This window comes from Bacillus sp. SDLI1, assembly GCF_001553895.1.
In the GTDB taxonomy this organism is placed as follows: Bacteria; Bacillota; Bacilli; order Bacillales; family Bacillaceae; genus Bacillus; species Bacillus siamensis.
The window spans coordinates 1,366,243-1,387,536 of sequence record NZ_CP013950.1 but is presented as its reverse complement, the minus strand read 5'-3'; the positions used below and the strand labels follow the sequence as shown (position 1 = coordinate 1,387,536).

The 21,294-nt window shown below is 42.5% G+C and carries 24 protein-coding genes; all 24 read left to right on the top strand.

What is annotated here, in order from left to right; translation table 11 throughout:
* Positions 1-56 precede the first annotated feature (56 nt).
* The 24 genes from AUL54_RS06425 (at position 57) to AUL54_RS06315 (ending at position 21,272) form a co-directional block, all read left to right on the top strand.
* On the top strand, positions 57-257 hold the full coding sequence (locus tag AUL54_RS06425) for a hypothetical protein (RefSeq protein ID WP_060963272.1): 201 nt from the start codon (positions 57-59) through the stop codon (positions 255-257).
* Positions 258-288: 31 nt separating this feature from the next.
* Entirely contained in the window at positions 289-603 is a 315-nt protein-coding gene (locus AUL54_RS06420) for an HNH endonuclease (RefSeq protein ID WP_060963271.1), read from the top strand.
* A gap of 235 nt (positions 604-838) precedes the next feature.
* The gene (locus AUL54_RS06415) at positions 839-1,288 is read left to right on the top strand and encodes a phage terminase small subunit P27 family (RefSeq protein WP_032867819.1); all 450 of its coding nucleotides are present in this window, start codon (positions 839-841) and stop codon (positions 1,286-1,288) included.
* Entirely contained in the window at positions 1,278-3,068 is a 1,791-nt protein-coding gene (locus AUL54_RS06410) for a terminase large subunit (RefSeq protein WP_060963270.1), read from the top strand. Before AUL54_RS06415 ends, AUL54_RS06410 begins: the two co-directional genes overlap by 11 nt.
* Positions 3,069-3,080: 12 nt before the next feature.
* The gene (locus AUL54_RS06405; protein ID WP_060963269.1) at positions 3,081-4,301 is read left to right on the top strand and encodes a phage portal protein; all 1,221 of its coding nucleotides are present in this window, start codon (positions 3,081-3,083) and stop codon (positions 4,299-4,301) included.
* Positions 4,276-4,998, top strand: coding sequence for a head maturation protease, ClpP-related (locus AUL54_RS06400; protein WP_060963268.1), 723 nt, complete (start codon positions 4,276-4,278; stop codon positions 4,996-4,998). The genes AUL54_RS06405 and AUL54_RS06400 overlap by 26 nt, the downstream gene beginning before the upstream one ends.
* Positions 4,995-6,200: a phage major capsid protein gene (locus AUL54_RS06395; RefSeq protein ID WP_060963267.1), complete on the top strand. Its 1,206-nt coding sequence runs from the start codon at positions 4,995-4,997 to the stop codon at positions 6,198-6,200. The genes AUL54_RS06400 and AUL54_RS06395 overlap by 4 nt, the downstream gene beginning before the upstream one ends.
* Positions 6,201-6,213: 13 nt before the next feature.
* Positions 6,214-6,528, top strand: coding sequence for a head-tail connector protein (locus AUL54_RS06390; RefSeq protein ID WP_060963266.1), 315 nt, complete (start codon positions 6,214-6,216; stop codon positions 6,526-6,528).
* A gap of 6 nt (positions 6,529-6,534) precedes the next feature.
* Positions 6,535-6,864, top strand: a complete 330-nt coding sequence (locus AUL54_RS06385) for a phage head closure protein (protein ID WP_060963265.1) — start codon at positions 6,535-6,537, stop codon at positions 6,862-6,864.
* Positions 6,861-7,289, top strand: coding sequence for an HK97-gp10 family putative phage morphogenesis protein (locus AUL54_RS06380; protein WP_060963264.1), 429 nt, complete (start codon positions 6,861-6,863; stop codon positions 7,287-7,289). The genes AUL54_RS06385 and AUL54_RS06380 overlap by 4 nt, the downstream gene beginning before the upstream one ends.
* Positions 7,286-7,675, top strand: a complete 390-nt coding sequence (locus tag AUL54_RS06375) for a hypothetical protein (RefSeq protein ID WP_060963263.1) — start codon at positions 7,286-7,288, stop codon at positions 7,673-7,675. The genes AUL54_RS06380 and AUL54_RS06375 overlap by 4 nt, the downstream gene beginning before the upstream one ends.
* Before the next feature lie 58 nt (positions 7,676-7,733).
* A complete protein-coding gene (locus AUL54_RS06370; protein ID WP_060963262.1) occupies positions 7,734-8,309 on the top strand; it encodes a major tail protein in 576 nt (191 codons plus the stop codon).
* Between the two features lie 75 nt (positions 8,310-8,384).
* Positions 8,385-8,705, top strand: a complete 321-nt coding sequence (gene gpG / locus AUL54_RS06365) for a phage tail assembly chaperone G (protein WP_060963261.1) — start codon at positions 8,385-8,387, stop codon at positions 8,703-8,705.
* Between the two features lie 32 nt (positions 8,706-8,737).
* Positions 8,738-8,872 (top strand): hypothetical protein, encoded by a 135-nt coding sequence (locus AUL54_RS21805; RefSeq protein ID WP_013351478.1) that lies wholly within the window; start codon positions 8,738-8,740, stop codon positions 8,870-8,872.
* A 15-nt stretch (positions 8,873-8,887) separates the two neighbouring features.
* Positions 8,888-14,650, top strand: coding sequence for a phage tail tape measure protein (locus tag AUL54_RS06360; RefSeq protein WP_060963260.1), 5,763 nt, complete (start codon positions 8,888-8,890; stop codon positions 14,648-14,650).
* Positions 14,647-15,486 (top strand): phage tail domain-containing protein, encoded by an 840-nt coding sequence (locus tag AUL54_RS06355; RefSeq protein ID WP_058906227.1) that lies wholly within the window; start codon positions 14,647-14,649, stop codon positions 15,484-15,486. Before AUL54_RS06360 ends, AUL54_RS06355 begins: the two co-directional genes overlap by 4 nt.
* An 8-nt stretch (positions 15,487-15,494) precedes the next feature.
* A complete protein-coding gene (locus AUL54_RS06350; RefSeq protein ID WP_060963259.1) occupies positions 15,495-16,649 on the top strand; it encodes a phage tail protein in 1,155 nt (384 codons plus the stop codon).
* Positions 16,642-17,823 (top strand): glycoside hydrolase family 113, encoded by a 1,182-nt coding sequence (locus AUL54_RS06345; RefSeq protein WP_060963258.1) that lies wholly within the window; start codon positions 16,642-16,644, stop codon positions 17,821-17,823. Before AUL54_RS06350 ends, AUL54_RS06345 begins: the two co-directional genes overlap by 8 nt.
* 178 nt (positions 17,824-18,001) lie before the next feature.
* Positions 18,002-18,853, top strand: a complete 852-nt coding sequence (locus tag AUL54_RS06340) for an SGNH/GDSL hydrolase family protein (protein ID WP_306372531.1) — start codon at positions 18,002-18,004, stop codon at positions 18,851-18,853.
* Between the two features lie 16 nt (positions 18,854-18,869).
* Entirely contained in the window at positions 18,870-20,156 is a 1,287-nt protein-coding gene (locus AUL54_RS06335; RefSeq protein ID WP_060963257.1) for a phage baseplate upper protein, read from the top strand.
* Positions 20,157-20,492 (top strand): DUF2977 domain-containing protein, encoded by a 336-nt coding sequence (locus AUL54_RS06330; protein WP_060963256.1) that lies wholly within the window; start codon positions 20,157-20,159, stop codon positions 20,490-20,492.
* A gap of 6 nt (positions 20,493-20,498) precedes the next feature.
* Positions 20,499-20,744, top strand: coding sequence for an XkdX family protein (locus tag AUL54_RS06325; protein ID WP_060963255.1), 246 nt, complete (start codon positions 20,499-20,501; stop codon positions 20,742-20,744).
* A gap of 34 nt (positions 20,745-20,778) precedes the next feature.
* Positions 20,779-20,994 (top strand): BhlA/UviB family holin-like peptide, encoded by a 216-nt coding sequence (locus tag AUL54_RS06320; protein WP_013351487.1) that lies wholly within the window; start codon positions 20,779-20,781, stop codon positions 20,992-20,994.
* A gap of 14 nt (positions 20,995-21,008) precedes the next feature.
* On the top strand, positions 21,009-21,272 hold the full coding sequence (locus tag AUL54_RS06315; RefSeq protein WP_235588413.1) for a phage holin: 264 nt from the start codon (positions 21,009-21,011) through the stop codon (positions 21,270-21,272).
* Positions 21,273-21,294: the final 22 nt, after the last annotated feature.

Sequence of the window (21,294 nt, the reverse complement as noted above, 5' to 3'; positions counted from 1 at the left end):
CGGTTAACGATCTGAGTGCGGGGGCGGTTTAGAAAGAATATGATTGGAGGGATTACATGAAAACAATTAGTCAAGCCTTTGAGGAATTAGGAAAGAATCTGAGGTGTGCGGCTGAAAGGATGCCAAAGCCCAAGCCGCTTTCCACTGAAGCTTTTATTATGTTGAGTAAAGGAGATAGAGCATGGAAACAATTTATGCGCACCCATTTGAGACGTCATGGTTTATTTCGCTCACGTTCTTCTGTTTATCGTGTGTAGTCTGTTCAGGTAAGTCAGAAAAGGAATAAGCATGGCAAGGCAACGTGATGAGTTAGACAAAATCTATAATACAGCACGCTGGAAGCGAGTAAGAAAAGTCGTTCTGATAAGGGACGGCTATTTATGTTGTGAGTGCCGTCGTCGTGGATTGATAACGGAGGCAAATACGGTTCACCATATCACTGCATTAAGGGATGATCCGAGCCGGGCGTTTGATCTTGATAATCTTGAAACGATCTGTTTAGAGTGCCACAACAGGGAGCATCCGGAAAGAAGCGGCGGGGAGAAGAAGAAAAAACGCAACGAAAATGTTTTCAAATTCTACGGGAACAACGAAATCAGTTAAAAAAGCGCTGAAACATACCCCCCCTACCCTTTAAAGATGGGGCAATGCGCTTTTCAAACAACGGTATGCCCCTTCCTATACAATAAATTCGATTTTGAAGATTTTTCGCCCCGGAAAAACAGAAGAGAGCATCCCGGCCGAAGCCTTGATGCTCTTGGGTTTATCGTATATCGGGGGCCGCAATTTGTAAAGGGTGAAAATGAATTTTTTTCGAAAGAGGGTGAAAACGGTGGCTATGCCTGCAAAAAGTGCCAAACTCACATTATTAGACGGCAATAAAAGCCGCTATACGAAAGCCGAGTTAGAAAAACGTATTGAAAATGAAGAGAAAATGAAAATGAGGGCCGAAAATATCGAGCCGCCTTCCTGGTTGTCTGCTACTGCAAAAAAGGAATTTAAACGGCTGACTGAGCTTCTTTTAGAAGTGGAATTGATCAATGAGGCCGATATCACACATTTAGCCTTTTATTGTGACGCGTATTCTCAATACATTTCATTTGAAAGGCAAATTAAAAAATATGGGTTGTGGGTTGATGGAAAGCCCAACCCTTTTATTATGCGTAAAAAAGATATGGCAGCGCAACTACGGGCGTATGGTTCGGATTTAGGCTTGTCGCCGGCAGCGCGTGCAAAATTAGCAATTAACTTGGAGAGCGGGGAAGAAGAGGAAGAAGATGACTTCTAAACCCTTGCTTGACATGAGTTATTCGGAGCTTACCAAGTGGTGGGCTGATTATCAAGCAGAACAACAATCATGGGGCGGCATCCTTGTAGAGCCTTATCCCGAATTACTAACAACATGGTATGCGGAGCAGGTTATAGATGGGTCAATCCCGGCATCAAAGGAAAATATCTTAGCTGCTAAACGACATATGAGAGATTTAGAGCGGCAGGGTACAGATGATTTTCCTTGGATTTTTGATGAAGAGAAAGGGCATCGCCCTGTCAGGTTTATCGAAAAGAAGTGCAGGCCATCGAAAGGTGACTACGATCAACTTGTTCTGCAGCCATGGCAACATTTTGTCATCGGCTCCATTTTTGGATGGGTTCATAAAGATACAGGAATTCGGAAATACCGTGAGGCCGTGGATTTTGTTGGCCGAAAGAACGGGAAAACAACGATTATCTCAGGTACTTCTAATTATATGTTGGGTTTTGACGGAGAGCGCGGGGCCAATGTTTATGTTTTGGCCAATTCGCAAAAACAATCATCTATTCTGTTCAATGAATCAAAGGCCATGATTGAGAATTCCCCATATTTAAACAAACGCTTTAAGGCTTTAAGAAGTGAGATTCGTTACGAAACTATGAAATGCACAATGCAAGCCATGTCAGCGGAAAAGAATAATAAAGATGGGGAAAATCTTCATTTTGCTGTATTTGATGAAATTCACGAATATGTGGATTATGCACTAATCAATGTCATGAAAAAGTCAAGGGGTATGAGGAAGCAGCCATTAATTATTTATATCACGACTGCCGGCTACGTTTTAGATGGGCCGTTAATGAATTTCTTTGAGGCGGGAAAAGAATGCCTTGAAAACCTTGAAGATGATTTAGACGAACGGACTTTTTATTATCTGGCGAAGCTGGACAAGCCGGAAGAGGCGGACGATCCGCGGATGTGGATAAAAGCCAATCCAAACATTGGCCTTATGGACTTTGTAAACCTTGTGACCGACTACAAAAAGGATAGAAAAAACCCCCAGGAGCTGGCCGACTGGTTAACAAAGCAATTTAATATTTTCAGTGATGTGGATGAACTGTCATTTGTTGATGTTGCCACGATCAATAAAAACAACAAAGAAATTGACATTGACTTGCTGAAAGGCCGGGAATGTGTCGGCGGTTATGACTTATCCGAAACTGAGGATTTTACCAGCGCTTGCTTAGAGTTTCCATTGGATAACGGAGAGATATTTTATCTGACACATTCCTGGATACCGGAGGCCCGATATAACCGGGACAATAATCAACAGCGGTTAGATGAATGGAGGAAAAAAGGATATTTGACCATTATTCCGGAGGCTGATTATGTCAATTACGAGGTTGTGTTGAATTGGTTTATTGAGAAATCCAAACTGTACAAGATAAAGAAAATTGGTTATGACAAGGCCAAGGCGCTATTTTTAAACGCTGCGCTTGAAGAGCACGGTTTTGAAACAGAAAAAGTAATCCAAGGATTTAAAACGCTTGGCGGCCCTATGCAGAACTTTAAGGAACTGATGTTAGATGGAAAAGTCATTTTTAACAATAACAAGCTTTTCCGTTGGTATCTGAACAATGTAAGAATGGTCAAAGATCGTAATAATAACTGGATGCCCACGAAACAGTCCAAGAATCGCAAAATAGACGGGGTGGCTGCAGCATTAACAGCCCATACGTTTGTAATTCCTATGATGATCAAGCCGAAAAAGTCCGGGAAAGTGAAGTATTATTCCGTTGCCGATTTAAAAAACATGTAGGGGGGTGAGGCTTTGGGATTAAAGGAGATATTTAAACGTTTTTTTAACCGGGTCACGTTTCAAAAACCGGTTACGCATCACATGAGTTTCCAAGGTGACTATTTTAGCAGCGCTTCAGATATGAACGAAGCGATATTCAGTGCAGTGAGCCGATTGGGAAATACGTTTGCCAGTCTGCCGTTAAAATTATTTGATGACAATTTTCAGCAGCCATCTGATTGTGCCGGCTTTAATTTGCTGAGGGATGGGCCGCGATACTTTACCCGATTCGATTTTTTTAGAGACATTGAAACTATCCGGAATTTAAAGGGGAATGCTTTTGTTCAGTTATTCCGCAATGTGAACGGGCAAATTATTGATATGGCTCTCGTAAAGCCTGGGTGTTGTGAGCCGGTGCTTGATATAACGTCTGGTGAGTTATATTATGCCGTTTCATCCATTGATAATGCACCCAATCAACAAACAATGTATGTCCATTACAGTGAAATGCTCCATTTTAAACATGCGCGTTTTGGTCAAGTTATGGGGATGAACCCTATTGACTTGTTAAAGAACACGATTGACTATGATCACGAAGTAAGAAAAATATCTATGAATCAATTAAACGGCACAAATGAGGGGCTTATTGTAAGGTTTGATGGAAGCTTAGATGAAGAGCAAAAGGAAGCACATATCAAAGCAATAGCGGGATTTTATCGAGATAATGGCGGTTTGCTGGTCGAGGAAAGCGGGATTACAATTACACGGGTTGAGCGTCAAGTTGTAGACCCGAAATTGATTGATATTGATAAAGTGACAAGATCCCGTGTTGCTATGGTGTACAACGTGCCTGAGCATTTCTTAGGTGATAATACATCTAGCTTTTCATCATTAGAGCAGCTTAATTTAGAATTTGTAACAAACAATCTGCTGCCTACTCTCAAACAATATGAAGAAGAGCTGAACAAAAAGATTTTGACACCGGATCAAAAGCAAAGAGGCTATCATTTTACTTTTGTTGTCAACTCACTGCTGCGCGGTGATACACAGACCCGACAAAATTACTATCAAGCGGCGGTCAGAAATTCGTGGATGCGCCCCAATGAGGTTAGATTAGAAGAAGGGCAGCCGCCCGATCCTGATCCGAACGCTAATAAATTATGGATTAGCGGCGACCTATACCCAATCGAAACGCCGGTTTCTGAACGTAAAGGGGGTGAAAGCAAAAATGAAAAAAAACCAAGCGAAAAATAAGTATTGGAGTATGAAGGCATCCGGTGACAGCAGCGCGGATGTTTTTATTTTTGGTGAAGTGGTCACAAGCGGTTATGAATGGGATGAAATAGATACATCGGCCGCCTCATTCAAGCAGGATTTAGACAGCTTGGGAGATATGAGTGTTTTAAATGTACACATTAATTCGCCCGGTGGCTCTGTATTTGAAGGCGTGGCCATCTGCTCCATGCTCAAACAGCATAAAGCATTCGTTAACGTATATATTGATGGGTTAGCTGCTTCAATCGCAAGTGTCATCGCAATGGCGGGTGACGCTATTTTTATGCCCTCAAACGCGATGCTGATGGTTCATAATCCGTGGACAATAGCGATGGGAAACGCCAATGAAATGAGAAAGCAGGCTGATGTCCTTGACAAAATTTCCGAGTCTATGAAAGCGTCCTATCTTGAAAAAGCGGGCGACAAATTGACAAAAGAAACACTGGATTCTTTGATGGATAACGAAACGTGGTTATCTGCTAGTGAAGCCGTTTCTTACGGTCTTGCGGATGAAATTACAGCAGCAAACCAAGCGGCAGCTTGCGTTTCCTCTGCATTATTTTCTCGTTATCGAAATGTGCCGCACGCACTCAAAGAACCTGAATCTATAGACGCGAAACAACCAAAATTACTGAATAAGAAATTACAGATTCTTAAAGGAGAGTTTAACCGATGACATATGAAGAACTAAAAAATACTTGGATTAATGCGGGGCAGCGGGTTTCTGATGCACAACACAATTTACAGCTTGCACTTGTTGACGATGAAGTAACCGCGGAGGAAGTCGAGGGCTTAAAGGCAAAGCTACAAGCAGCTCAGGCAAAACGAGACATTGCAAAAGAACAGATGGAAGAAGCCGAAAAAGCGGCTATTAAACAAGCGAAACAGGCCCCGTCTATCCCTTCTACGGCAGCGGATGTAAAAGACCAATTTATAAAGGATTTTAAAGACCTATTAAGCGGCAGACCGAGCGCGGCCGTGACTACCAAACTGGATGAAAACGGGGAAGGGATTGGCTTGACGATCCCGCAAGATATCCAAACTGCGGTCAACAAACTAAAACGTCAGTTTGATGCCCTGGAACAATACGTTAATGTGGTGCCGGTAACGTCCCTTTCAGGAAGCCGAAATATTGAAAAATTAAGCGATGTAACACCGTTTAAAAATATCGACAATGAAAGCGATGAAATAAACGAGAATGACGATCCATCTGCAAGCATTCTGAGATACTTAATTCAGCGGTATGCGGGCATTTCAACCATTACTAACACACTATTAAAAGAGTCGGCAGAACAAATTATCGCGTGGATTACTGATTGGTTGGCGAAAAAATCAACAGCAACGCGGAACGCAAAAATTATCCAAGTATTAAACGGCCTGCCTGATGCACAGAAAAAGACCGTTGCAAATGTGGATGATATCAAAGACGTTATGAATGTGAAACTCGATCCAGCTATCAAACTGACTTCATCTTTTATTACAAATCAAAGCGGCTTTAATGTTTTGGACAAGGTTAAAGATGCATTCGGCCGTTATTTGCTGCAGCCGAACCCGCAGAACCCAACAGAATTAATGTTATTGAATAAGCCAGTCAAGGTTATTTCAGACAAATATTTACCAAACGGTGGAACAGACAAAGCGCCTGTTTATCCTCTATTTGCTGGTGATTTAAAAGAGGCTGTGGTTTTATTTGACCGGGAACAGCTTTCTATCATGATGACAAATATCGGCGCCGGCGCTTTTGAAAAAGATCAAACCAAAATCCGCGCTATTGACCGGTTTGACGTGAAATTGTGGGATGAGGAAGCGGTTGTTTTTGCGAGCTTTAAAGGTATTGCCGATGAAACGCCAGCAGCATCCGCAACAACAGCAGGGTAAGGGAGTGAGATAAATGGCAGTATCTCTGTCCGAGGTGAAAGCGGCGGTAAGGATCGATACTGACGCTGATGACAAATTATTGGAGAAATATATTAAGGCTGCGGCTGACACCCTTATTTCTGCTGTAGGGGATAAGGTTGCTGGTTTTTACGATGATAACCCTATTTTTGACGTAGCAGTTATGAGATTGGTGGATCACTATTATAAAAACCGGTCTGCTACTTCAAACGGCGTAAAGGTGCGTGATATCCCATTCGGGATTACGCCCTCTATCCTAACGTTGAAAGGCAAGTATTTACGACAATTGCAAGAACAAGAAGGAAGGTAAAAAACGGTGCCAATCGCGAAAACAGGTGACTTAAACGAGCGAATTACGTTTAATGTTCAAAAATCAATCAAAATTAACGGAGTGCCGAAAATGGGGCCTGTTGAGGTTGCTACGGTTTGGGCCGCGGTGTGGCGGCAACGCTTAAAAGACCGAATTAATAACCTGGGGGAAGGTATCGCCAACAAAATAACATTTGTTGTCCGTCAAAATCTGCCTTTTAAAATTACAAATGATATGACGATCTCCCATAAAGGAACAGAATACAAAATCGTAGACATTGAACCGGATACCGTTAATTACGAATGGAAAACCATCATTTGTGAGGCGATAACATGAGTGTGGAAGTAGATATGACCGGTTTAGATGCTCAACTCCGTAAAGTGGCTTACCGGACAAAAAGTGGAGGCGTAAAAGCGACATTAGCGGGCGCTATGATCGTTAAAGAAGCTTTAAAGGTAAATACCCCTTACGAGAATGAATCTGACCGGAAATGGAAAGCACAGCGGCAAATTGAGGCTAAAACAGGGGAATCCCATGAGTTTAAACATATGCGTGACGATATCGTAATTTCAAAGCCTGACAAATTGGGCGAGGTAACGGTTGGCTATGGAAAGGATACGGCTTGGAGATCCCATTTTGTAAATGACGGCACAATTCATCAGCCGCCGCAGCATTTCGCGGAGAAAACCGTGGCAGAAACAAGGGAGACGGTAACGGCAACCATGCAGCGCGTCATTAACACGGAGGTTGCCGGTTTATGAGCTTACTGACTGAAGCTTATGACCTTCTCACTGCCCAGGACAATCCGTTAATGATTAATGAAGATTACGTTTTTATGCATACGGTTCCGGTTGTCCTCTCGGACGGCACGGGTTTAAAAGACGCAAAGAACGCCATTGTGAAAATAAGTCATATTCTCAACAAAAGGGCGGGATATGCAAGTAATTTTAGTCGAGAAATTCAAACGTCTGTGCAAATACAAATTTGGTATGAGTATGACGATAGTTTGGCTGAACAATATGACGACTTACTAAATGGTTACTTTGAGTCAAACGGCTTTTATTCTTTCGAGAGTTACATATCCGTTGATCCGGATATTGAAAAGCTCTATTTAACGGCAAAATTCAAAAAAACAAGTGTGAATTAGTCACTGTCAGCCAGTGGCTTTTTTTAATACAAAAAATTAAGTAAAGGAATGATGATGAATGGCAACGGTGGGTTTTGAATCTATTGTTATTACCGTCTTGGATGAAAACGAAAAAGCAACAGATAAAAAATTCGTGTTGGACGGGAAGAAAGATAAAAACGGCGTAGTTGAGGCCAATATCACAGGCTTGGCACCGACTAAAACGAAAAACTACGCGTCAAACATGGCGATTGACGTTTCCGCAAAAGGCACCGGGGATGTAAAATGCGAGCTGTCTATTTATAACTTACCGGATGATTGTTTGTCGGAAATTACCGGTATGAAAAAAGTAAACGGCATCTATCAGCTTGGAAAGGATACGCAGCCGCCGTTTGTGTCTGTGGAATGCTTATCATCTGATATAAACGGAAATAAGCTCCATGTTGGTCTGTTAAAAGGAATGTTCGGCGCGCCGGATTCCGATCTAAAGACAAATGATGCAAACGTACAAACGGCGCAAGATAAAATTTCAGGGGAATTTATTGCCCGATCTTCTGACGGGCTGGTTTATGGTAAAGCAAACGAGGGGGATAAAGATTTTTCACAGGAAGCATGGGAAAAATTTATCCGTCCTTCTGACACACAAGCTGCATAAAATCACACTTTGCAGGGCCGGAAATCCCGGCCTCTTTTAATCCGAAAAATTGAAATCGAAAAGGAGAAATGAAACATGTTAAGAATCGAATTACTCAATCAAAAAGGTGAAAAAGTAGTCTATGAACAGGGGTTTGTGTCTGGCCGTAAAGTACGTGAAGCGTTGGCATTGCAGGATGAAATGGATAAAAATGAAAATCTGTCAGAAGCGGAACGTTTAGATAAAATGGTCATGTTCGTTGCCGATGTTTTCAGTGATGAAAAAGTAACGATGGATTCTATTTATGATGGAATAGACGCACGTAAACTTATGCGAACAATTGAGGGAATTATGGATATCGTCATGGGAAACGAGGAAGAGGGCTTAAAGGAAGTAGCACTAAAGGCACAGGAGTAACAGCAGCCGAGGCCCTCAGAAACTTAAAAAAAATGTATAGAAATTTGATGGAGGCCGGATGGTCGTTTCGTGATATCGACGAAGCAGATTATTACGGCCTTTTAGATGTGCTATCGGAAGACGCGCATGTGATGACGGGGGAAGAATTCTTTAATTCGATTACGTAAGAAAGGAGGGAGAACATGGCCGAGGGTGTTGTCATTAAAGTTGGTTTAGATGGAACAAAAGTAACGCAAAGTTTAAAAGCTATTAAAAACACTGTTGCGGCATCTACCAGCCAATGGAAAGCTGAGTTTCAAATTTTCAAAAATGCCGGGGATCAATTAGGCATGTTGGGCGCAAAGTATGACGGATTAAGCCGGACGATCAAGATACAAGACGTACAAGTTAAAAAGCTGACAGAATCGTATAACAAGGCCATTGAAAAGTACGGGAAAAATACTGAAGAGGCAATGCGGTTTGCTAATCAAATCAACAATACAACCCGGAGACAGGCGCTTTACCGTCAAGAATTGAAAGATACTGAGATCGCTATGAATGATCAAAAAAGAGGAACAAGCCTTGTACGGGAAAACCTGTCTTTATTAACAAGGGAAACAACGGCAGCGATCAACAAATTTAAAGCCCAGGGCAAAGCGCTCCGGGCCAATAAAGAAGAATACAAGGGCCTTGGAAATCAGATTAAGGAACGTAACCAGCTTATTGAAAAAGAAAAGCTGAAACTACAGGAATTAATAGAGAAAAAAGGCGCCGACAATATCGCAACCAAAAAGCAACGCACAGCCATTTTGGAATTGGAAGCGGCACAAGCATCTGCTGTCAGCCGGTATAAAACACTCAATAGGCAAGTGGGTAGCTCTTCAAAACTCAGTTTAACGTTTCGCGATAACGTCAACAAATTAAGGGATTCTGTGAACCGGGCCAGCGATAAATTAACGAGTGCCGGCCATTCAATGACAGCAGCCACATTTGGCATTGGAGGGGCATTTGTTTACGGAACAAAGCAGGCCGTTGAATTTGAACGGAAAATGACGGACATTAAGTCCTTGCTTGAATCTGACGGAGAATCTGCGAAAGAGGCCGGCGAGATTACAAAGGACATGGAAAAGCAAGCGACGGAGCTATCCGGAAAATACGGTATTTCTGTTCAAAAAATCGGTGATGCGTATGAAACCATGATCCGTAAGGGTGATACCGGCCGGCAAGCCATTGCTGCGGTTGAAAAAATGATTAAAGCGTCAACGGCTGCGGGATCTGAATTTAAAGAAACAACAAAAGTTTCTATGAACGTCATGGAGCAATTTTTTGACAAGTCAAAGTCAGCGGCAAAGACGGCCGAGAACACGACGAGAGTTACAAACGCCATGACTTACGCGGCGGATCATGGATCGGCTAAATTCACAGAATTGGGCTATTCCATGAACTATGTAGGGGATTATGCTAAATCCGTCGGCTACTCAATGGAAGATATGGCGGCATACCTTGAAGTCATGTCAAGGCGCGGCGTGGAAGGAACGTCCGCCGGTACTGGCCTGCGTGGAGTTATGGCAAGCCTTGTTAAGCCGTCAAAACAGGCAGCCGGAGCAATGGCACAGATTGGGCTAAAAACAAGCGATTCACACGGGAACTTGTTGAGATTGTCCGAAATTGTGGAACAGTTGCGCGAAAAAACAAAAGGAATGGGAACCGAGGAAAAAGGAAATTTACTTTCCCGCATGTTTGGCCGGACTTCTCTTCCTACTATTACCGCATTAATGACGGAATCAGGGGAGCACCTGGACAAGTTTTCTGCGAAAATCAAGAATGCTGAAAAGACGGATTATGCCGGAACCGTTACAAACCGCATGATGAAGTCAGGGAAAAAACAGCTTGATATTTTCAAAGAAACTTCCAAAAACTTTGCTATGGAAGTATCAGCAACCCTGCTGCCGTCTGTGACATCGCTTGTAAAGCATCTTAATAAATTACTTGTTAAATTTGAAAATTTGTCACCCAAAACAAAGAAAACAATTGGTACCGTTGCGGCCCTGACTGCAGTATTCGCGCCTCTTGCTATTGGTTTAGGGGCTGTGTTTAAAGCTATCAGCATTACAACGTCGGGCCTCATGGGTTTAGGCCGGGCCATATCCTTTGTTGCGAAATCACCTTTTACCTTCTTCAAAAATGCAAGAATGGAAGGAACGAAGACAAACAAAGTTTTAAAAGGGATCGGCAAGGGTTTTAAATGGACTGGAAAACTGGCATGGGGCGGCGTAAAGAAGACCGGTTCAGCTATTAAAATATTTGGCAAAGGGATCGGAAAAGCCTTCAAATGGACGGGCAAGCTGGTATGGAGCGGTGTAAAGAAAACCGGCTCATTAATTAAGATTTTCGGAAAAGGAATCGGCAAGGCGTTTAAGTGGACTGGAAAATTGGCATGGTCAGGTGTTAAGGCTGCGGGCCGGGGGATTACTGCCTCTGGAAAGGCCATCGGAAAATCTTTTAAATGGACAGCCCGTCTTGCTGCTACCGGTATCAAAAAAACGATTGTTGGTATTGGTGTAGCTTCAAAAGCTACAGCAAAAGGCATAAAAACAATGACAAAAGCTTCCCTGGCCTTTGCGAAAACGGGAAGTATTTGGGTTGCGCAAAAAGTGAAAATACTTGCAGTGGCAACGGCTCAAAGAGTTGCGGCAGCGTCTACAAAAGCATGGGCGGTCGCTCAAAGAGTATTAAACGTAGCTTTAAAAGCAAATCCTATCGGGCTTGTTATTACGGCTATAGGCTTGCTTGTGTCGGCTGTCATCTATTCGTATAAACACTTTAAGGGATTCCGAAAAGTGGTTGACTCTGTTTGGTCGGGCGTGAAGAAATCTTTTTCTTCATCGGTAAAATATTGTAAAAAACTTTTTACGAATTTGTCCAAGCATTTCGGCGATACATGGGGAGATATAAAGGACGAATTTAAAAGCGCAACAAAATTATTTAAAAGTATTCTAAAAACATTTTCTGATTTTTTTCATGGCCGGTGGGATAAACTTTGGGACGATGTAAAATCCATTGTTAAAAATGGCGTGAAGCTTGTCAAATCACAATTTAAAGCCGGATTTAATTTCTTGAATAAAATAACCGGCGGAACACTCGGCAAGATGTGGAAAAAGGTTTCTAAAGTCGGCGGGGATATTATTTCTTTCTTTAAGAAACTGCCCGGAAAAATGGCTGACGGGATTAAAAAAGGAGCTAAAGCTCTTGGGAATGCCGGAATCTTTGTTGGAAACAAACTGATTGATGGCGTAGAAAGCGTGACAAACGGCGTTATTGGCGGGGTAAACTGGGTTCTTAAAAAAGTTGATATGCCAACAATCGACGACGTTAAAATGAAACATATCCCTTACTTTGCAAAAGGAACATGGCAGGGTGAACCGAACGCATTCGCCGGCGGGCTTGCTCACGTTGGTGATGGCGGTAAACATGAATTAATGCGTTTTCCAAACGGGGAAATGGCCCTATCTCCAAACACAGATACCGTCATGAATCTACCACGAGGTACGTCAATTTTAGGCGGTGACAAAACCGAACAATTAATGAAAAGCGGGGCACTGCCGAAATTTTCAATTGGAACATGGCTCGGTTCTGCAAAAGACTTTATTAAGGGCGGCTGGAGCAAACTTAAAGGCATTGGATCAAATATCTATGATTATTTATCCGATCCGACGAAATTATTAAATACGGTTGTTTCTAAATTCGCCGGCTCCGCGCTTGGGAAGCTGGGCGGCTCCGTCCTTGATATGGGAAAAGGGATAATTAAAAAGATTATCAGCGGCGTGAAAGACAAACTGACTGATTTTGCATCCGGCGGCGTTGATACTGGCGATGTGAAGGTTTCCGGCTCCCTGAAATCATGGGTACAAAAAGGAATGAAGATTGCAGGCGTAAGCGGCGCCGCATGGGAAAAAGGTTTAGAGACAATAGCGATACATGAATCCGGTGGCACGGCCGGTTCTCATATAAACAAATGGGATTCAAACTGGCGAGCCGGTCATCCGTCAGCCGGGTTAATGCAGATGATTGAAACAACGTTTGCATCTTATGCCAAGGCTGGTCATAAACAATGGCTTAACCCGATAGATCAGGTAGCGTCAGCAATCGGATATATTAAATCAAGATATCACGGGATCGGGAATGTCCCCGGCATTAAGGCACTGGCTCATGGACGTAAATACGTCGGATATGCTACCGGTACGGATCATCATAACGGCGGCCCGGCAGTTTTGGGCGACGGCGGGCAGCGTGAACCATATTTAACGCCACAGGGCCAGTTTGGTGTAAGTCCGAACGTGCCGACTCTTTTCGCAAACCTACCAAAAGGCACGAAAGTATGGCCGTCTATTAAAGCGTTTAAAGAGCAAGTGGGGCACTTTGCGAAAGGGACAAATGAGGTTTGGGTTGATGGCTATTACCGGGATAACGGAACCTATGTAAAAGGATATTGGCGGAAGAAACCTGAAAGTCATTCAACTAAATCCGGCTCCTCAAAGAAAACAAAAACGAGAACCATTATAAAGTATGTGACACGGCCGGCGGCCAACAACAAAACACTGAGTAAGGAGGCAAAAAAACAAAAGGCTGCAGCAGCGGCAAAGAAAAAAGCGGCTGAACTCAGTAAGAAAATTTCTGACAGCATTTCAACGATCATTACAGATTACAGGGCCGGGAAAATTTCAGCCAAAACCGAAAGGGCACGACTTGAAGCCATTCAAAAGAATCATAAATTAACAGCGACACAACGCAACCGCATTGTTGCGGCAATTGGTGCGTCAAGTAAAGCCATTGCAAAGCAAATCAGCTCCTATAATAACGCGATAGGCAACGCAATTAATAAGTTTGACAGCACAATGAAAACAATCAGAACAACATATAACAATGCGGTGGCAGATGCGAAAAAAACGTATCAATCGGCTGTGAATGAAAACAGAAACACGGCGTACACGTCTTTTGCAATGTTTGATAAGGCGGAACAATCGAAAGTGTCCGGGGTGGGTCTGCTGCGTAATCTTAAATCACAAAATTCTCTTTATAAAAAATTCACATCGAATATAAAGAAATTACAGCGGCGCGGCGCCTCTAAAAAGATGATTAATGAACTGCTGCAGCAAGGGCCATCCGCAAATGCAGATGTAGAGGCATTATTGAGCCTGTCCGCAAGTGATTGGAAGTCTTACAAAGGAGCGTACTCAGAAAAGACCAAGACAGCAAATGCTTTGGGTGATCTCACAACCTCATACGGTGAGGCAAAAACTGATCTTAACAAGGCTTTAAAAACAGCAAAAGCTAAATATCAATCAAGCGTGAATGATGCCGTAAATACGTTGGGAAATGCCATGAAATCGGCCAATAAAAAATATAAAAGCACCGGGATAACACTCAGCGGCCATTTTGTAAGCGGAATTGTAAATGGGTTGAAAAAGAGTCAAAAGGATGTTTCATCTGCTGCCGAGAAAATCGCACACAATATCGAAAATTCAATCCGGAAGAGATTAGACATTCATTCGCCTTCTCGTGTTGCTGTGCGGCTTATGGGTTTCTTTGGTGATGGTCTTGTGAATGGTCTGACTGGCAGCATCAGCAACGTTTCGCGGGCGGCCCTTCACGTCTCGGATTCCATCACAAAAAATATTATCCCGATAGATGGAACGGCAGCCGTAGAAAACCTGCAGGCGGTAGCGGTGGCCGCAGCCCGAAAAACGCAACGAAGTAATCAAGCGAGCGGCAAAAATGACGAGCTATTAACAAAATTGTTATTGGCCCAGGAAAGAACCAATCAATTGTTAGCTCAACTATTGATCGGGCAGGGGGCCAATCAAAACAATGGAGCTGCGGACTTAAAAACAATCGCTAACCTACTTAATGGGATCAACGGCAACGCATTAGGGTTGAATACATTCATGCAAGGGGGTAAACCGTGAGCATCCTACAAGACTTAATCATAAATAAAAATGGGGTAGAACAGGCATTATCAAAGACGGTAAACATGCGTGGACTGCAGTTTTTGGATATGACTGTTTCCGCCCCGTCCCTTACACCGTCCTATCTGACAAATCCGGCCCTTGATGGTCAAATTGAGTCGGGATCGGCCGTATACGGAGCCAGAACAGTAAGTGTTAACTTCTTATTCAAAGGAAAAGATTTACACGACTTTGAATTGGGCTGCCGGGCTATTCATGCTTTTCTTTTTAGTCGGGAGGCTTTCTATATAAGGAGTACGCTTATGCCTGCCATGCGTTACAAAGTAAGGGCGAAGCCGTATGAAACGACACGCCTTAGCTTAACAGATATGACGTTTACCGTGGAATTTGACTTGCCTTCCGGTTTCCGGGAGGCTTTTCAAACGACACAGGAAGCGGACTTTTCAAACGATGCTGCAGCATGGCCCATTGGAATGAATATACCATTAGACCAACCATTATTTTATACATTTAAGACGAATTCGTTTTCTGTTTACAATGCGTCAGAGATTGTCTTAAATCCGTTGAAACATCATTTGTTAGATATCACATTGACTTGCACTGGCACGCCGACCATTACGAATAAGACAACCGGCGATGTTTTTAAGCTCAATAAAAAAATGGCTGCCTCTGACACACTTTTATTAAACGGGTGTTATCCGTTTTTAAACGGCAACAGATGCGGACGGGACACAAATCACGGTGTTATTACATTGGCCGAGGGATGGAATGATTTTGTGCTCACAGGATGCGAAAACCCGGTAATCTCATTTAATACGAGATTCCTGTATTTATAGGTGAAGCCATGAAAATTCTTATTGTTAAAAATCCAGAATACGAAGAGATTGTAATGGACTTTACAGACTTTGAGCGCAGCATAGAAAGCAACCTGACAAACTGGCAAATTTCATTTAATATCACTCAGACAAACACCAATGCATTTGTTTTTAATTTGCTGCAAAGCGACCAAGCTTCTTTACTATTTGAGGGCCAAGAATATGTTATACAGCAGATCAACCCGGTATTGAGCGGAAATACGCAAACAATTTCTGTTACGGCCACACATATTTATTATGACGTACAGAAAAAAATTAGATTGGAAGACACCATAGATTCGGATTATGAGGACGACAGCCGGCCAAAACATACGCTTGAAGAATACTTGTCCTATCTGTTTAAGGGAAATACCTACGGGTACAGCTACGAAATTAAAGGAGCTTTTACGGCCCGTAAATTAATAACCGAGTTTGGTAAATCAGATGCGGTTTCCTTAATCAATACCTTAATTGATACTTTTCAGTGTTATGTGATGGCGGATAATAAGAAGGTTATCTTTATGGATGAAGCCCATTTTAAAACTGTCACAGAAGAACAATTCAGATGGCTGTACAACACTGATGACATTAATTTATCACTGGATAAAACGAATCTACGGACAAAATGTTGGGTGTATCCGTATAAGGATGCCCACGATAACTATTTTTTCGAACCGTATGTTTATACGTCCGTCAATGCTGCAAGATTCGGTGACTCATTCGCGGAGCCGTTGGATTTAACAGGCGATACGGATGCAACAACAAAAAAATATACAGATGCGGAGGCTGTAAAACATCTGCAGGACGTACCGGAAGCCACGTTCACATTGAATTATTACGGCTCCCGTCTCCCGACAATAGGGGAAGTGTGGATGGCTATCATTGAGCCAATGGGCTTGGATGTAGATGTTTCAATCGTTGGGGTAAAGGATTACCCTTTCGATGATACAAAGGCCGCAGAATTGACGTTCAGCAACGCAAGGAAGGACATGCTTTCTATTCAACAGCAAATATCCAAAAAAGCAACGACCGCCTATAATAAATCCCATATTGCAACAGAGTTAATCAGCAGCGTTCAAAATGTGGCTGTCAACGCATGGGATGCACGGCTCGTCATTGAAAAGGTAGGCGAGGTAGATGACTGATATTGTCATTCTGAAAGATTCCAAAAGCAACCCGTTTTATCCTAAAACTCATACCTCGGCGGTGGCCGGTTTAAACGACAGGCTATCCGAATACGACAACAGAATGACAAATGTTGAGTTAAGTAATTTAGTGGTTAACCCGTTGAAATGGAAGGGCGGCAACGCCTCAGCATTCGGCCGCAAACAGTATGCTGATATTTATCATGATGCCAGCAAATTAAATCTGAACACATTGACAATTCCATTGCAAATAGCAGCCGCCGACGCGTCTGATTCTAACCCTGTTATTACCGACTACTCATATAACGAAGTATGGGAGGCCATACCGAAAGCCAAACGAGACGGATACAGGGTTATTTTAGAGCCATACCCGTTCATAGCAAACGGAACGGTCGCGGAAACAGACTGGATACCGACCGATATTGAACAATGGTTTTCTGTTTGGGGCCAGCATTTGAAAAATCTTGCTGCTACCTGTGAAGAGAATGGCGTTGATGGGCTTTACATTGCTTCTAACCTGGTTCATATGGAAAGCTTTACTGACAAATGGAAAGCGTTAATTTCCGAGGTTCGTACGGTTTACACAGGGAAAATTCTCTATCGTACAAATTATTGGATCACAGCTTCATGGGCGCCCGATTATGTGGAAGCGTATGAAAATAAACTCAATAACGCTCTTTTTGGATTGGTTGACGTCATAGCAATTGCGGCATACTTCGAGTTGACCGATAATAAAAGCCCTTCCGTTGATGAGCTTATAGATGCTATTTACAGCGTACCGTTGTACGGCCGCGGTCAAAATATTTTTGATGAAATAAAGGCTTTCCATGATAAGTGGGATAAGCCTATTTTTTTTGGTGAATTAGGGATACCGCCCTATTCAAATTCGCCGCAGCAGCCGCACAATGCTTTTGGTGATCTTGGAGAATATAACGAATCCATTCAGTCTAATTGGTTTGAGGCGTGGGTAAGGGCTTTTCAAACACAAGAATGGTGGCTCGGTTATTCCATTTACACGATCGCAGATGAAAAATCAGTGTACAACGTAATGGGCCGTAAAGCAGAGACGGTTATTCGCGGCCAATCATTGGGCGGGCAACAATACAGCATGAACGAAGTGATCAACCAGCTCAACGAGTTGAAAAAACAACTCGACGAATTGAAAAATAAGTGAGTAAAGAGAGGATGAAATCATGATCAATTTAAATAAGGATTTACCGACCAGCTTAGACCGAGATTTTCGTGAGGCACTAAATACAAATTTCGAGAAAATCGAACAGGCTATCAATAATCCTTCCGCGCAGCTATCACCAGAGGAAATTGGCGAGAAGATCAAAGAAAATAATGACGAAATGTATAGAGAAATCAGGGCAATTATAACACCCGACATGTCGCCCTTAGAGGTTACGGAGCAAGTGGAACAGGCGAAAACAGACAGTAAAAACGTCAAACACGCCACGTTATCGGAACGAATCGCGGCGGAAACAGCATACTCACAAAATAGTAATGAGTTAAATCAGCTTCTAAATATCACCGACAGCGGCCATATCAGTGTTGATTTTATTAAGAAAAGCAATCTGCTCAACGCAAAGAAAATCGCTATTTTGGGGGATAGTGTGGCCCACGGGCTGCGCGCTCAATACAACTTTGGCGATATCTTGAAGGAACGGACAGGTGCCGAGGTTATAAATCTTTCTGTCAGCGGCGTTAACATGAGCAATAACGGAAACAACAATATCTATCAGCAGGCTCTTAAAACGTCCGGGAACGATGTTGTCATTGTACAGGGAACGGATGATGACTGGTGTAACAGCATTGATGTAGGGACAGACGAAAAAGACATTACAAAATTCTACGGCGGTTTTTATCAAGTCATTCAACAGCTCCGTATGAGAAATAAAGGCTGTAAGATCATCGTGATGACTGCCACACGACAAGCGAAGATTTCAAACGGAAAAATAGTCCGCCGGGATACGGATAAAAACAAATTGGGCCTGACATTGGCCGACTATGTGGATGCACAAAAGGAAGCGTGTACGCTGCTTTCTGTCCCGTATGCTGACATGTTTTATACGGATTTATTTGATCCTTACAATCCTGCATTCAGAAAGATGTGTATGTCAGAAGGGCTGCACCCGAATGAGATCGGGCATCAAATTATTTTCCAAGAAATTTGCCGGAATTATTTTTACTACTACGGATAAGGGGAGCGTTTAAAACATGGCAAATCAAGATTTAGTTTTTGATATTAGCAAGGCACATTTAGAGCAAATTAACCAGCAGCTTATCATTGGAAGAGTGGGGGACGGCGGTTTAAAAGCGGTGACGGTATCAGTCATATCAAACGGTACGCCTTATGATCTAACCGGGAAAACTGTCTCTTTCGAAGGGCTGAAGCCTGACGGCACGCATATTATTGATACAAACGGTGGTATTGTCCTTAATGCCCAGGGCGGGATTTTTCGTTATGTGTTCCCTTACCAAGCATTTGCGGCCATGGGGGAATATGAACAGGCATTCTTTAAAGTGAGCCGAGACAGTCAAACAGACACCACATTAGAATTTAAAATCAAGGTGCTTGAAAATAAAGTGGAAATGGGTATCAATTCAGCCTCCTTTATTTCTGATTTTGAAAATTTGAAAACGCAGCTTAAACAAGCCTATGACGACTTTTTAACCTTGGTCAAATCAGATCAGGAAGCAACACAAAATATCATAGAGGGCACTAAAACAACAATCCAATCATTGCAAGAGCAATTAAATACGCTTAATACTAAAATTCAAAACAGTGATATTGTCACCACCGGCCAATATGAAAATGATATGAGAACCCTCAATGATCAAATTAGTCAATTCAACAGCGTAGTTGATAATTTGGGAAAAAGCGTGTCCGCTGATCTTGGAGAAATGAAACAAAAGATTGATACAGCTATCGTTAACAAAATGGATACAACACCCGTTGTTTTAGCAGACATTCATGACATTATCAGTACCGGCGTTTATTGGTATAATTCCACAACTCAAAACCTGCCGCCTAAATTAAACGGCGACAATGCAAATGGATTTATTTTTGCCGTTTTCAGTGATCAGGATAATGGTTTAGTGACTTTGCAGGGATCTGATTGGCATATTGAAAAATATCAGGGAGCCTATCGTAATTGGGTGTCAAAATCACCGGTTCTATTGTTTTCAGGGAGCGCGAAAGCGGGGGATACTATTAAACTTGCTGCAGACATTTCGAATTTCAGCTATTTCCTTTTCGAAGTCCATTTCAAAACGGACTATTACCATGTTTCGACGCAGCGCCCCGTCCCGGTCGATACTGTTTTTTATATCAACAATGCCGGCCTAAAAAGCAACGGGAAAGGCATGTATCAAGATGAAATCAGACTGAAGTACACGGACGGAAAGACATTAGTTGTGACAGAATGTCTTTCGCTGGATACTGAAAAAATGGAAATCAGTAACCCTGAAATCTATATTTCGAGTATCAAGGGGGTCTTTTAATTGCAAATTGTCCTAAATGAAAACAACGAAGTAGCAGCTTATGCTTTGGTAGGGGAGCTGGATAAAGCAATTGAGATATCGGATGAATTTGCCACGGCTGAATTTATTTCCAATCCGTTCCGTTACAAATTATCTGATGGTGCTCTCATTATTAACCCGGATTATCAAAATCCCGTCATTAATGATTCGAATACGCCCGGCCCAATGGAGCAGGCCCAGGAACAAATTGTTGCTCTTGTGCAGCAGCACATTACGGATAGTCAAACTATCAAGCAAATGCAAGATCAAATTATTCAATTGACTAAAGCAGTCATGACATTACAGAAAGGGGAATAGTAACACATGAATTTTCCAACATATGCAGATGCACAGGTTTATTATCAATGGGGTTTTGATATTTCATTTTGTGTTGAAGGCGGCGCCATTACTCCCGATCAATTTAAGGAGATTACCGGAAAGGATTACGGAGAAGAGTCAACGGAAACGGCAGGCGATGCCACACCCTCGGCCGGGTCTTCTGAGTCAACTGGCAGCACTACTGAAAATGAACAAGTAAAGAATAATGAAACGGCACCTGTAACCGAATAGGTGTTTTTATTTTGTCAAAAAGGAGACGTCAACAATGGAAATGGATATCATGCAATATTTGATGACTCAGGGGCCGTTTGCGGTGTTATTTTGCTCCCTGCTGTATTATGTCATGAAAACGAGCAGAGAGCGGGAGGCGAAGCTATACGGGCAAATTGATTCTCAAAATGAGCTTTTAGCAAGATTCAGTGATAAATATGAAATTGTCATTGATAAGCTGGACGAAATTCAAATGAAAATTGAAAAATAGGAGGATTCTTTATGTTGAATATGAGAGACAGGGGTACGATCATTCGGACTGTACTTCTTTTTATTGCATTAATTAACCAAACAATGCTGATGTTTGGAAAGTCTCCGCTAGAGATTACAGACAGTCAGGTCACTCAACTTGTGAATGGATTGTATACCGTCGGATCGGCGGCTTTTACAATTGGTACAACGTTAACAGCGTGGTTTAAAAATAACTACGTGACTGAGAAAGGCCATAAACAGAAAGCCATTCTGAAACACCACAAACTCATTAAATGAGGGGTTGCCGTTCGGCAGCCTC